Annotated in this window: 10 protein-coding genes; 7 read left to right on the top strand and 3 right to left on the bottom strand. The window is 71.4% G+C overall.

From position 1 onward, the window contains the following. The first annotated feature begins 67 nt into the window (after positions 1–67). From ETU37_RS00375 to ETU37_RS00365, 3 genes are read left to right on the top strand one after another with little or no spacing between them, the layout of a single operon-like run. Positions 68–1,438, top strand: a complete 1,371-nt coding sequence (locus ETU37_RS00375; protein ID WP_129984894.1) for an ATP-binding protein — start codon at positions 68–70, stop codon at positions 1,436–1,438. Continuing rightward, positions 1,435–2,109, top strand: a complete 675-nt coding sequence (locus tag ETU37_RS00370; protein WP_129984893.1) for a LuxR C-terminal-related transcriptional regulator — start codon at positions 1,435–1,437, stop codon at positions 2,107–2,109. Before ETU37_RS00375 ends, ETU37_RS00370 begins: the two co-directional genes overlap by 4 nt. Positions 2,110–2,121: 12 nt before the next feature. After that, positions 2,122–2,841, top strand: a complete 720-nt coding sequence (locus ETU37_RS00365; RefSeq protein WP_129984892.1) for an NYN domain-containing protein — start codon at positions 2,122–2,124, stop codon at positions 2,839–2,841. Between the two features lie 7 nt (positions 2,842–2,848). On the opposite strand, the gene ETU37_RS00360 is transcribed toward ETU37_RS00365, so the two are convergent. Both ETU37_RS00360 and ETU37_RS00355 read right to left on the bottom strand, forming a co-directional pair. Beyond that, positions 2,849–3,985, bottom strand: a complete 1,137-nt coding sequence (locus ETU37_RS00360; protein WP_129984891.1) for an acyl-CoA dehydrogenase family protein — start codon at positions 3,983–3,985, stop codon at positions 2,849–2,851. 7 nt (positions 3,986–3,992) lie between these two features. Then, entirely contained in the window at positions 3,993–5,156 is a 1,164-nt protein-coding gene (locus tag ETU37_RS00355; protein WP_129984890.1) for an acyl-CoA dehydrogenase family protein, read from the bottom strand. 163 nt (positions 5,157–5,319) lie between these two features. Here ETU37_RS00355 and zwf point away from each other — a divergent pair, with 163 nt between their 5' ends. From zwf to pcrA, 4 genes are all read left to right on the top strand, one after another. Continuing rightward, positions 5,320–6,795, top strand: coding sequence for a glucose-6-phosphate dehydrogenase (gene zwf / locus ETU37_RS00350; protein ID WP_129984889.1), 1,476 nt, complete (start codon positions 5,320–5,322; stop codon positions 6,793–6,795). Positions 6,796–6,874: 79 nt separating this feature from the next. After that, positions 6,875–8,239: an APC family permease gene (locus ETU37_RS00345; protein ID WP_129984888.1), complete on the top strand. Its 1,365-nt coding sequence runs from the start codon at positions 6,875–6,877 to the stop codon at positions 8,237–8,239. A 19-nt stretch (positions 8,240–8,258) separates the two neighbouring features. After that, complete coding sequence (locus ETU37_RS00340) at positions 8,259–9,050, top strand: M15 family metallopeptidase (RefSeq protein ID WP_129984887.1); 792 nt, start codon at positions 8,259–8,261, stop codon at positions 9,048–9,050. 46 nt (positions 9,051–9,096) lie between these two features. Then, on the top strand, positions 9,097–11,556 hold the full coding sequence (gene pcrA / locus ETU37_RS00335; RefSeq protein ID WP_129984886.1) for a DNA helicase PcrA: 2,460 nt from the start codon (positions 9,097–9,099) through the stop codon (positions 11,554–11,556). A 27-nt stretch (positions 11,557–11,583) separates the two neighbouring features. On the opposite strand, the gene ETU37_RS00330 is transcribed toward pcrA, so the two are convergent. Continuing rightward, positions 11,584–12,615 carry a M23 family metallopeptidase gene (locus tag ETU37_RS00330; RefSeq protein WP_129984885.1) on the bottom strand — a complete coding sequence of 344 codons (1,032 nt, stop codon included), beginning with the start codon at positions 12,613–12,615 and terminating at the stop codon, positions 11,584–11,586. Positions 12,616–13,036 lie beyond the last annotated feature (421 nt).

Below are 13,036 nucleotides of genomic sequence, written 5' to 3'. Positions count from 1 at the left end.
GATCAGGGTCGGGTCAGGGTCGGCACTCATGGTTCCGGCCCGCGCGCTGTGTGACGATTGATCCACGATGAGCACCACTGCGTCCGCCTCCACCGATCCGAGCGGGTTCCCGCCGCCGTCGCCGCCCCCGTCCGCCGTTCCCGGCGACGAGCGGCTGACCCGGCCGACCCGGCGTGCTCGCAGGTCCCGGGACGACCGCATCCTGGCCGGCGTGGCCGGCGGGCTGGCGCAGCACCTCGGGCTCGACCCGATGCACGTGCGGATCGCGTTCGTGCTGGCCTGCGCCCTCGGCGGGCTCGGCCTCGTCTTCTACGCCGGCCTCTGGATGATCCTGCCGGCCGACCCGCACCTCGACGAGTCCGCGCCCGGGCTCGAGGCCGCCACCCGGCAGGGCAAGCGGCAGGGTCGCGCTTCCCGGCTGAGCGACGCCGGGCCCCTGGTGGCGATCGGCGTGTTCGGGCTCGGCATCGTGATCCTGGCCCAGGGGATGTTCGGCGGGTCGCTGCTGTTCTGGCCGGTCCTCCTCGGCGTCGTCGGGCTCGGCGTGCTGTGGTGGCAGGCCGACGAGGCCCAGCGCGAGCGCTGGATCGACAGCACCGGCCGGATCGACCTGTGGCGTGCCGTCGTCGGCTCGGGGGGTGCCGCCGCCTGGGTGCGGCTCGCCGTCGGTGTCGCGCTCCTCGTGTCGGCGCTCGTGCTGTTCGCCGTGCAGACGGGGCAGATGGGTGTCGCCCGCGACGTCGTGCTCGCCGGCGTGCTCGGCGTCGTCGGCCTCGCGCTGATGGTCGGGCCGTGGCTGTTCCGGCTCTCGGGCGACCTGTCCGAGGAGCGCTCGGCACGGGTGCGCTCGCAGGAGCGCGCGGACATGGCCGCGCACCTGCACGACTCCGTGCTGCAGACCCTCGCGCTGATCCAGAAGCACGCCGACGACGGGCGCACCGTCGCCAAGCTCGCCCGGGCCCAGGAGCGCGACCTGCGCAGCTGGCTGTACGGCGAGGACGCCCACCCCGAGACGTCCGTCGCCGCCGCGCTGCGGGCCGCCGCGGCCGAGGTGGAGGACGCGTTCGGCGTGCCGGTCGAGGTGGTCACCGTCGGTGACGTGGCCGTCGACGAGGCCCGCCGCCCGCTCGTGCTCGCCGCCCGCGAGGCGATGGTCAACGCCGCCAAGCACTCCGGCGCCGACAAGGTCGACGTGTTCGCCGAGTGCGACGAAAGCCGCCTCGAGGTGTTCGTCCGCGACCGCGGTCAGGGCTTCGACCCGGACGCCGTACCCCAGGACCGGATGGGCGTCCGCAACAGCATCCAGGACCGGATGGCCCGGCACGGCGGTACGGCGGTCCTCCGCACGGCCCCCGGCGAGGGCACCGAGGTCCGGCTCGCCATGACCCGCAAGCCCACCGCACCCCCCGAGCAGAAGCAGGAAGAGGACGCCCGATGACCGCCCACGCCGCACCCTCGTCGTCACCAGGCACCCGGCGCAGCGTCGTCGTGGTCGACGACCACGCGATGTTCCGCCGCGGCGTGCGCGCCGAGATCGAGGGCGCGGTGGACGTGCTCGCCGAGGCCGAGGACGTCGACCAAGCCGTCGACGCCGTGCTCCGGCTGAAGCCCGAGGTCGTCCTGCTCGACGTGCACCTGCCCGGCGGCGGCGGAGGCGAGGTGATGCGCCGGGTCGCCAACCGGGTCCCCGAGACGCGGTTCCTCGCGCTGTCGGTCTCCGACGCGGCCGAGGACGTGATCGGCACGATCCGCGCCGGCGCGCGCGGCTACGTCACGAAGACCATCACCGGCCCCGAGCTCGTCGCCGCGATCGGTCGGGTGGCCGAGGGCGACGCGGTGTTCTCGCCGCGGCTGGCCGGCTTCGTGCTCGACGCCTTCGCCGGCTCGATCGCGGTCGCCCAGGTCGACGAGGATCTCGACCGGCTCACCGACCGCGAGCGCGAGGTGATGCGGCTGATCGCGCGCGGCTACGCCTACAAGGAGGTCGCCTCCGAGCTGTTCATCTCGGTGAAGACCGTCGAGACCCACGTGTCGAGCGTGCTGCGCAAGCTGCAGCTCTCGTCGCGCCACGAGCTGACCCGCTGGGCCAGCGACCGCCGCCTGCTCTGACAGGATCACGGGGTGGACGAACGCGAACGGCGCATCGCGCTGCTGATCGACGCCGACAACGCCCCTGCCGCGAAGATCGACGTGATCCTCGCCGAGGTGGCCCGCCACGGCGCGGCCAACGTGCGGCGGGCCTACGGCAACTGGGCCAGCCCCGGCCTCAAGTCGTGGGAGGCCGTGCTCCACGAGTACGCCATCCGCCCCGTCCAGCAGTACGCCTACAGCAAGGGCAAGAACGCCTCCGACATGGCGATGGTCATCGACGGGATGGACCTGCTCTACGCCGGGAAGCTCGACGCCTTCGCGATCGTCTCGAGCGACGCCGACTTCACGCCTCTGGTGATGCGGATCCTCACTGAGGGGCTGAAGGTGTACGGCTACGGCGAGAAGAAGACACCGCAGCCCTTCGTCAACGCCTGCTCACAGTTCACCTACGTCGAAGGTCTCGGCGAGCAGCCCGAGACCACGGACTCGACCGCCGTCAGGACGCCCACCAAGAAGCTGCGTGGAGACGCGCGGCTCGTGCAGATGCTTCGGAACGCCGTGGAGGGGGCGGCCGGTGACGACGGCTGGGCGCACCTGAGCGCGGTGCGGAACCAGATCGGCAACCAGGCGTCGCTCGACCCGCGCAACTTCGGGTACCGCAAGCTCAGCGACCTGATCGAGGCGATCGACATGTTCGACGTACGCCGTCAGGACAAGGTCGTCCTGGTGCGGGACAAGCGCCGCGCCTGACCGCCCGCTACGGGATCGGGTCGACCTCGTCGTGGTCGCCGATGCACGAGGCCAGCGTGGACAGGTGGAACCGGCCGTCACCGAGCCAGTGCTCCAGCGCTGTGAGGTGGCTGGTGTAGTGGCCGACGGCGTACTCCGCCGTCATGCCGATCCCACCGTGCAGCTGGATCGCCTCCTGACCGATGTGCCGGCTCGCCTTGCTCACCTGCAGCGAGGCACGCGCGGCGGCGTCGGCGATCTCCTCAGGGCTGCCGGCGATCGACACGAGCGTCGCCCAGAGGGTGAGGCTGCGGGCGAGCTCGAGCGAGACGTACATGTCAGCCGCGCGGAACGTCAGCGCCTGGAACGTGTTGAGAGTGACGCCGAACTGCTTCCTGCTGGTGAGGTACGACGTCGTTGCGCCGAGCTGGAACGACATCGCGCCCAGCGCCTGGTGGCACGCGGCGATCCGCGTCCGGTCGAGCGCGGTGGCGATCGTCGCGGTCGCGTCGCCGCCGTCGCCCAGCGGCGTCGCGGCAGTGCCGGAGAAGGTGACCCGGGCCGCGCGCGAGCCGTCGTGCACGGCGTAGCCGGAGCGCTCGGTGCCGGCCGGGTCGACCAGGAACAGCCCGGTGCCTCCGGACGGCAGCGCGGCCGACACGACGAGCACGTCGGCGCGGGCACCGTGCGGCACCGGTTCCTTGACGCCGTCGAGCGCCCAGCCGTCGCCGGACGACGTGGCCGTCACGGCGGTCGCCGTGGGCGACCAGCGCCCGCCGGGCTCGAGGTGCGCGAACGCCACGACCGACTCGCCCTCGGCGAGCGGACCCAGGACGGCGGCCTTCTGCTCGTCGGAGCCGGCCGCCTCGACCAGACCGCCGGCCAGCACGACCGTCGCGAGGAACGGCTCGGGCGCGAGGACGCGGCCGACCTCCTCGGCGACGAGCGAGACCTCGACGGGTCCGGCGCCCATGCCGCCGCTCTCCTCGGCGAACGGCAGGCCCAGCACGCCCAGCTCGGCCAGTCGACGCCAGGTCGAATCGTCGAAGCCGGGGTCGGCGTCCACCGCCTTGCGCCGCTGCTCGAAGTCGCCGTAGGCCTTGCCCAGCAACGCCTTGACGCTGTCGCGCAGCGCCTCCTGCTCGTCGTCGTACTCGAAGTTCATGCGGTCCTCACAGTCCCAGGATCGTGCGGGCGATGATCTGACGCTGCACCTCGTTGGAGCCGCCGTAGATGGAGGCCTTGCGGAGGTTGAGGTACGCCGGCGTGGCCACCCGGGCCCAGTCGTCGACGTCGCTCTCGTCGGCGGTCGCGCCCGACGCCAGCGACGCCGGACCGGCGATGTCGACGACGAGCTCGCTGACCGCCTGCTGCAGCACCGTGCCCTTGAGCTTGAGCACCGACGAGGCCGGGTGCGGCTTGCCGTCGGCGGAGTGCGCGACGACGCGGAGCGCGGTGAGCTCGAGCGCGAGCAGGTCGTTCTCGAGGTCGGCGAACTGCGCCGCGACCAGCGGGTCGTCCAGCACGCCGCCCGCGCGCGCCCACTCCTTCGCCTGCGCCAGCACGCGCTTGGTCTGGCCGACCGGCGCGACGCCGACGCGCTCGTTGCCGAGCAGGAACTTCGCGTAGTCCCAGCCCTTGTTCTCCTCACCGACGAGGTTCGCGGCGGGGACGCGGACGTCCTCGAACCACACCTCGTTGACCTCGTGCCCGCCGTCGATCAGCTGGATCGGCCGGACGGTGACGCCGGGCGAGGTCATGTCGACGAGCAGGAACGAGATGCCCTGTTGCTTCTTCGGGGCGTCGGGGTCGGTGCGCACCAGGCAGAAGATCCAGTCGCCGTGCTGCCCGAGCGTGGTCCAGGTCTTCTGTCCGTTGACCACCCACTCGTCGCCCTGGCGGACGGCGGTGGTGCGCAGCGACGCGAGGTCGGAGCCGGCGTCCGGCTCGGAGAAGCCCTGCGACCACCAGATGTCGAGGTTGGCGGTCGGCGGCAGGAAGCGCTCCTTCTGCTCCTGCGACCCGAACGTCGCGATGACCGGACCGACCATGGAGGCGTTGAACGCCAGCGGGATCGGCACGCACGCCCGCTGCATCTCCTCGTGCCAGATGTGCCGCTGCAGCGGCGTCCAGTCGCGACCGCCCCACTCCACCGTCCAGCCCGGCACCGCGAGCCCGGCGGCGTTGAGGATCCGTTGGCTCCGGACGATGTCGTCCTTGGACAGCTCGCGCCGCGACGCGACCGCGTCCCGGATCTCCTGCGGCACCTGCGTGGTGAAGAACGTCCGCATCTCCTCGCGGAACGCGGCGTCCTCCGCGGACAGCTCCAGCCTCATCGGGCCTCCTGGTCGGTCGGGTCCTGGCCGAGTGTCGTCGATTGTATGGAACGTGTTCCAGTACGGCGAGGCGAGGCGGGTGAGCGGCCGGCGGCGCGCACCCTGACGCCGTTCGACGCGCGGGCGTACCGTCACCTACATGCGTGGCTCATACGGTGACGACATGGCTGACCCGCACGTGATCGTGCTGGTGGGAGCGACGGGGGACCTGGCCAAGCGCAAGCTCCTCCCCGGGCTGCTCCACCTCTTCAAGGCCGGGCTCGCCCGGGACACCCGCATCGTCGGCACGGCGCTCGACGACATCACCCAGGACGAGTTCCTCGAGATCGCGCGCAAGGCGTGCCAGGTCGACAACGACCCTTCGGCCGGCTCGGGGAAGCGGCCGAAGGTGACCGACGAGGAGTGGAGCGAGTTCGCGCGCCGGCTGAGCTACGTGCCGACGGGCAAGGGGCCGCAAGGACTCGCCGAGATGGTCGAGCGCGCCGTGAAGGAGCTGCGCGACGAGGTCGACGGCGAGATGGTCCGCTACCTGCACTACCTGAGCGTGCCGCCCAAGGCCGCGCTCGCCGCCGTACAGACCCTCGGGGAGGCGGGGCTCGTCGAGCGCGCCCGGATCGTCATGGAGAAGCCGTTCGGCACCGACTACGAGTCGGCGGTCGACCTGAACCGTCAGCTGCACGAGGTCTTCGCCGAGGAGCAGATCTTCAGGATCGACCACTTCCTCGGCAAGGAGGCGGCCCAGAACATCCTGGCGTTCCGGTTCGCCAACGGTCTCTTCGAGCCGATCTGGAACCGCAACCACATCGACCACGTGCAGGTCGACGTGCCCGAGACGCTCGGCCTCGAGGGGCGCGAGGCGTTCTACGAGCAGACCGGCGCCTACAAGGACATGGTCGTCACGCACCTGTTCCAGGTGATGGCGTTCATGGCGATGGAGCCGCCCACCTCGCTCGCGCCGGGCCCGATCGGCGAGGAGAAGAACAAGGTGTTCCGCTCGATGCGTCCGGTCGAGCCGCACAACGTCGTTCGCGGCCAGTTCGCCGGCTACCGCGACCGCGACCTCGTCTCCCGCGCTTCCGACACCGAGACGTTCATCGCGCTGAAGGCCGAGATCGACAACTGGCGCTGGGCGGGCGTGCCGTTCTTCCTGCGCACCGGCAAGAAGCTGGCCGAGGGCGCGCGCATCATCTCGATCGCGTTCAAGGAGCCGCCCCGCACGATGTTCCCGTCCGGATCGGGTGTCGGCGGGCAGGGGCCCGACCACCTCACCTTCGACCTCGCCGACTCGTCGAAGATGTCGCTGTCGTTCTACGGCAAGCGCCCCGGACCCGGCATGAAGCTCGACAAGCTCAGCATGCAGTTCGCGCTGCACGAGTCCGACTACGCCGGAGCGGGCCTGGAGGCCTACGAGCGCCTCATCCACGACGCCATGCGCGGCGACCACACGCTGTTCACCAAGGCCGAGGGCATCGAGTGCCTGTGGCAGATGTCCCGCCCCCTGCTCGCCGACCCACCGCCCGTGCGGATCTACCAGCCCGGCACGTGGGGGCCGAACTCCATCCACCAGCTCATCGCCCCCAACGCGTGGCGGCTGCCCTTCGAGCGGACGTGGCGCGACCCCAACGCGACGGGCGTCTGACGCCCGGCCGGGCACCGCATGTCGGGGGCACCGCCCTGCCCGATGTTTTCGATACCGGGTGACCGGGCAAACCCTGCGCATGTCCAGCAACGTCGAGACCTCGGCCGACCAACGCTCCTCAGGACCCAAGCTCGCCCGCAACATGACCGCGGGCCTTCTCTTCTTCTACGTCCTCGGGGACGTCCTCGGATCCGGCATCTACGCCCTGATCGGCGTCGTCGCCGGCCAGGTCGGCGGGGCGTTCTGGACGGCGTTCGCCCTCGGTGTCGGCGTCGCCCTGATCACCGGCCTGGCGTACGCCGAGCTGGTGACCCGCTACCCGGTGGCCGCCGGCGCCGCGCTCTACATCTCCAAGGCCTTCAAGAACGACTTCTTCACCTTCGTCGTGACGTTCTGCATGCTCGCCGCGATCGTGACGGCCTCCGGCGCCCTCGCGCTGACGTTCGGCGGTGAGTACTTCAAGGAGTTCCTCGACTGGCCGACGCTGCTGGTCGCGATCGGCTTCGTCGCGGTGCTGTCGCTGATCAACTACCGCGGCATCTCCGAGACCGCCAAGACCAACGCTGTCATGACGTTCATCGAGCTGACCGGTCTGCTGATCGTGATCGCCACCGGCATCGCGGTCATCTTCACCGGCGAGGCTCGCTACAGCCAGGTCGTCGACTTCAAGGGCGAGGGCAGCATCGTGCTCGCGATCCTCGGCGGTGCGGCGCTGTCGTTCTTCGCGATGACCGGGTTCGAGAATGCCGCCAACGTGGCCGAGGAGACCAAGAACGCCCCCAAGGTGTTCCCCAAGGCGCTGCTCGGCGGCATGGCGCTCGCCGGCCTGCTCTACGTCCTGGTCGCGATCTCCACCTCGCTGGTGGCGCCGTACGACAAGGTGGCCGGCTCCGAGGGAGCGCTGCTCGAGGTCGTGCGCGAGGGTCCGTTCCCGATCCCGCTGTGGTTCTTCGCCGCGATCGCGCTCATCGCCGTCACCAACACCTGCCTGGTCACGATGGTGACCCAGTCGCGGATCCTCTACGGCATGGCCCAGGAGGGCGCGGTGCCGGAGGTGTTCGCCAAGGTGCACCCCAAGCGGCACACGCCGTGGGTCGGCATCGCGTTCACGTTCGTGATGGTCGTCGGCGTGCTGCTCGCCGCCGGCGCCGAGGTGGAGACGCTCGCCGCCGCGTCGGTGGTGTTCCTGCTGTTCATCTACGGGCTGGTGATCATCGCCTGCCTCAAGCTGCGCCGCGACGAGAACTCCGAGAAGGCGTCGTTCCGGGCGCCCACCGCGCTGCTGTACGCCGGCATCGTCGGCAACGCCGGCCTGCTCGTCTACACGGTCCTGGACGACCCGAGCCTGCTGCTCTACTGCGGCGGACTCCTGGCTGTCGGCCTCGTGCTCTGGGCCGCCAACCACGTCCACGGGCGTCGCAAGGCGGCCAAGACCGCCGCCTGAGGCGCCTAGGCTCTGCGGTGTGACCTGCCTGGCCTGGCTGCTCGCCGTCCTGACGTTCAGCGTCCCGACGGCGAGCTGCCCGGTCCCGCAGGCCGACCCGCCGCACCTCACCGAGTGGCGGATCGGCGCGAAGACCCTGCCGACCCGGCCCGACGGGTTCGGCGTCGTACGGCGGACACCGCCCGAGCTGCGCACCCGGAGGATGGCGACGGTCGACGCGCTGCCGCCCCCGCCTGACGCCCGGTTCCGCTCGTCGGTCCAGCGGATCACTCCGGCCGTCCGGGACCGGATGGGCACGTCGTGGGAGCGCGGCTGCCCGGTGCCGCTGCGCGCCCTGCGCTACCTGCAGGTGGTGTTCCACGGGTTCGACGAGCGGCCGCACACCGGCGAGCTCATCGTCCGCAAGGGCCATGCCCGCAACGTCGCCGGGGTCTTCCGGCAGCTCTACCGGGCCCGCTTCCCGATCGAGCAGATGACGCTGCCGACGAGCTCGCGGCGCGACCCGACGCCCAGCGGCGACGGCAACGGCACCGGCGCGATGGTGTGCCGGGCCACGACCGGAGGCTCGTCGTACTCCGCCCACGCCTACGGCCTCGCGATCGACCTCAACCCGTTCCAGAACCCCTACGAGAAGGACGGCCTGGTCATCCCCGAGCGCGCCCGCTCCTACCTCGACCGCTCGTGGCACCGGCCCGGGATGATCCGCCGCGGGGGGCTCGTCGTGCGCGCGTTCGCCCGGATCGGTTGGTCGTGGGGCGGCGACTGGCGGACGCTCAAGGACTACCAGCACTTCAGCGCGACCGGACGCTGACGGGCCGCCCTTCCTGTCCGCGCCGCGACGTAGGGTGGCGTCCGAGATGAGTGCGCTGTTCCCGATCCCGCAGGCCCCGACGCCGGTCGACGAGTCCCGCGACCCCGACCGGCCCGACGAGCAGCCCGCCCGCCGCCGCGGACCGTCGCCCGAGGAGCTGCTCGCGGGGCTCAACGAGCCGCAGCGCGCCGCGGTCGTGCACGCCGGCCCGCCGCTGCTGGTCGTCGCCGGTGCCGGCTCCGGCAAGACCCGCGTGCTCACCCGTCGCATCGCCTGGCTGATCTCCGAACGCAAGGCGCACCCCGGCTCGATCCTCGCGATCACCTTCACCAACAAGGCCGCCGCCGAGATGCGCGAGCGGGTCGAGGACCTCGTCGGCCGGCGGGCACGGATCATGTGGGTCTCGACGTTCCACTCGGCTTGCGTGCGGATCCTGCGCAAGGAGATCGACAAGTTCGGCTACAAGTCGTCGTTCTCGATCTACGACGCCGCCGACTCCAAGCGACTCATGACGCTGGTGCTCAAGGAGCTCGACCTCGACCCCAAGCGCTACCAGCCCCGGGCGGTGCTCAACTGGGTCAGCAACCAGAAGAACGAGCTCGTCGACCACGAGGACGCCACCAAGGAGGCCCGCAACCACCTGGAGGAGACCTACGCCGCGGCGTACACGCTCTACCAGCAGAAGCTCCGCGCGGCCAACGCCCTCGACTTCGACGACCTGATCATGACGACGGTGCACCTGTTCCAGGCGTTCCCCGACGTCCGGGAGAACTACCGCCGCCGGTTCCGGCACGTGCTCGTCGACGAGTACCAGGACACCAACCACGCCCAGTACTCCCTCGTCCGCGAGCTGTGCGCGCACGACGTCGGCCGGCCGGTGGCGGCGGGTGGCGCCGACCCCGACGCGCCCGATGGCGACGGCGGCATCGAGCCGTCGGAGCTGATGGTCGTCGGCGACGCCGACCAGTCGATCTATGCCTTCCGCGGCGCGAGCATCCGCAACATCCTCCAGTTCGAGGAGGACTTCCCCGACGCGACGACGATCCTGCTGGAGCAGAACTACCGCTCCACCCAGACGATCCTCGAGGCGGCCAACGCCGTGATCAGCCGCAACAAGGGCCGCAAGGCCAAGAACCTCTGGTCCGACGCGGGCGAGGGCGAGCGGATCGTCGGGTACGTCGCCGACGACGAGCACGACGAGGCGCGGTTTGTCTCCGAGCAGATCGACAAGCTGGTCGACGACACCGCCGTGGAACCGATGGACGTCGCGGTCTTCTACCGCACCAACGCCCAGTCCCGTGTGTTCGAGGAGGTGTTCATCCGCACCGGCCAGCCCTACAAGGTCGTCGGCGGGGTGCGCTTCTACGAACGCCGCGAGGTGCGCGACGCGCTCGCCTACCTCCGGATGCTGGTCAACCCGGCCGACGAGATCTCGCTGCGCCGAGTGCTCAACACGCCCAAGCGCGGCATCGGTGAGCGGGCCGAGGCCTGCGTCGACGCGCTCGCGCAGCGCGACGGGCTGACCTTCTGGGAGGCGCTCCAGCGGGCCGAGGACGCGCCCGGCATCGCCACCCGCTCGCTGGGCGCGGTCCGCGGCTTCGTCGAGATGGTCCAGGAGCTGCAGTCGATGGTCGACGCGGGGGAGCGGGCCGACGTCGTCCTCGAGGCCGTGCTGACCCGCAGCGGGTACCTCGCCGAGCTCGAGGCCAGCGACGACCCGCAGGACGAGACCCGCGTCGAGAACCTCGCCGAGCTCGTCGCCGTCGCCCGCGAGTTCGCCGACGAGCCGGTGCTCGGCCCCTCCGCCGACCCCGCCGACGCGGCCGGGCCGGACGCACCGACCCCGGGGCTGGGCGACTTCCTCGAGCGGGTCGCTCTGGTCGCCGACAGCGACCAGATCCCCGACGCCGACGAGAGCGGCGGCGTGGTCACGCTGATGACGCTGCACACCGCCAAGGGCCTGGAGTTCCCGGTCGTCTTCCTCACCGGCATGGAGGACGGCGTCTTCCCGCACCAGCGCGCGCTCGGCGACCAGCCCGAGCTCGAGGAGGAGCGGCGTCTCGCGTACGTCGGGGTGACCCGCGCGCAGCAGCGGCTCTACGTCTCGCGCGCGGTCGTCCGGTCGGCCTGGGGCGCCCCGTCGCACAACCCGGCGTCGCGGTTCCTCGACGAGCTCCCGGTCGACCTCGTCGACTGGCAGCGCACCGAGGCCGCCCAGACGTCCTGGAACCGGCCCGTGGCGGCCTTCCCCGGTGCTGGTTCCCGGGGCACCCAGCCCGTGCGGCGCTTCGGCACCGCGGCCGCGAGGGCCGACGCCGACGCCCGCGGCAAGACCCGCGAGATTCCGAGCCTGGAGCCCGGCGACCGCGTCGTGCACGACAGCTTCGGGATGGGCACGGTCGTCACGATGGAGGGCGTCGGTGACAAGGCGGTCGCCTCGATCGACTTCGGTTCCCAGGGCGTCAAGCGGCTGCTGATGCGCTACGCCCCGGTCGAGAAGCTCTGACGCTCCTCGCGGCCTCCTGGCGCAGCGTCAGGGGGTGACGCCGTGCACGGCGAGCGTGCTCAGCGGGTCGACCGGGTCACCGCCGCCCGGCCGGACCTCGAGGTGGAGGTGCGGGCCGGTGGTGTTGCCGGTCGTGCCGATCGCGCCGATGGCCTGGCCCGGCTCGACGGTCTGGCCGACGGAGACGTTCATCGAGGACTGGTGGCAGTACCAGAGCTCGGTGCCGTCCTCGAGCGTGACGACCGTCTTGTTGCCGTAGGAGCCGTCGTAGCCGGCGGAGGTCACGGTGCCGGCCGCGATGTTGTAGATCGTCGTGCCGTAGGGCGCGGAGAAGTCCTCACCGGTGTGGCAGTTGGACCAGAGGTAGGAGCACTGCCCGTAGTTGTAGCTGACCCGGTAGCTGCCGGACGGCAGGGCGAACTGCCACGCGTTGCGGGCGATCACCTTGGCGTGCTTCTCGGCGCTCGCGGCGAGCGCGGCCAGGGCGGCGTCGCGCTCCTTGGCCTGGTCCTCGGCCGCGGCGAGCAGCTCGGCGTCGGCGGCGTCCTTCAGCGCCTCACGCTCGCTGTCGCGGCTGACCGCGCGCTTGCGACCGCTGACCGCGTCGCTGGACCCGATGCTGGTGGCGGCGTTGAGCACGCTGGCCTGCGAGGCGAACTTCTGGAACTCGTCGGGGGTGCTGGCGCTTTGTTGGCTCACCGTGGCACCGACGGCCGCGAAGGCGAGGGCGGCAGCGCCGACCAGCGTCGGGGCCGAGGGGAGCGCGGGGAACAGGCTCTTGCGCCCGCCGGTGTGGTTGCCGCGCGCAACGGGCTGCACCGTGGCCCGGGCGGACTCACGGGCGGCCTCACGGGCGGCCTGGGCCTCGGCCTTGCGGACAGCCTCGGCGCGCGCGGCCTCACGGGCGGCGCGCTGCTGCGCCTCGCGCTGCGCCGAACGCTCGGCGTCACGGGCGGCGGCGCGGTCGTGGCGCGTCGGCTTGGCCGCGCGGCGCTTGCCGGGGCCCGACGTGGCGGTCGCGGACTGGACAGGCGACGTGGCGGCCACGGGAGCCGCCACGTTTACGGAAGTAGCAGTCGTGGTACCCGAAGGTGCGTCGGTCGACCGCTCTGCAACCGAGATCGTCGAGGTCGTCGGGTTCGACTCCTCGGCCCGCGCCCCCGCGCGAGCTGTGTCGCTCCGGCGAGAGGGCGCACGCCTCTCAGCACGGTGATTCGCCACAGGTGAATCCTTGTCGTCGGGGGCACGCGAGCATGAACAATAACGGAACAGTCACGACATGTCCCACTAGGGTCCTACCTGTCTGTGGGCCGGCTCACTCGCCGCCGTCCGCGGCCCGCTCCAGATCCCCCGGAACCTCGTGGCAGACGTGCCCCATCTCACGGCGGGCGAAACAGGGCCGGCCTGGTGACGTCCGGCACGCCCGGACTAGGGTGCCGCACAGTCGGCTCCGAACCAAGGGCCGGCCCGTCGTCCAGGG

It is taken from the genome of Nocardioides iriomotensis (genome assembly GCF_004168035.1).
Lineage (GTDB): Bacteria > Actinomycetota > Actinomycetes > Propionibacteriales > Nocardioidaceae > Nocardioides_B > Nocardioides_B iriomotensis.
Note: the sequence above shows the minus strand (reverse complement) of the source record. Positions and strands in the feature narration are given on the sequence as shown.

What these genes read in the sequence shown, in the direction of transcription:
- ETU37_RS00375 (WP_129984894.1), top strand. Translation starts at nt 68, where the DNA reads ATGAGCACCACTGCGTCCGCCTCCACCGATCCGAGCGGGTTCCCGCCG.
- ETU37_RS00370 (WP_129984893.1), top strand. Translation starts at nt 1,435, where the DNA reads ATGACCGCCCACGCCGCACCCTCGTCGTCACCAGGCACCCGGCGCAGC.
- ETU37_RS00360 (WP_129984891.1), bottom strand. Translation starts at nt 3,985, where the DNA reads ATGAACTTCGAGTACGACGACGAGCAGGAGGCGCTGCGCGACAGCGTC.
- ETU37_RS00355 (WP_129984890.1), bottom strand. Translation starts at nt 5,156, where the DNA reads ATGAGGCTGGAGCTGTCCGCGGAGGACGCCGCGTTCCGCGAGGAGATG.
- zwf (WP_129984889.1), top strand. Translation starts at nt 5,320, where the DNA reads ATGGCTGACCCGCACGTGATCGTGCTGGTGGGAGCGACGGGGGACCTG.
- ETU37_RS00345 (WP_129984888.1), top strand. Translation starts at nt 6,875, where the DNA reads ATGTCCAGCAACGTCGAGACCTCGGCCGACCAACGCTCCTCAGGACCC.
- pcrA (WP_129984886.1), top strand. Translation starts at nt 9,097, where the DNA reads ATGAGTGCGCTGTTCCCGATCCCGCAGGCCCCGACGCCGGTCGACGAG.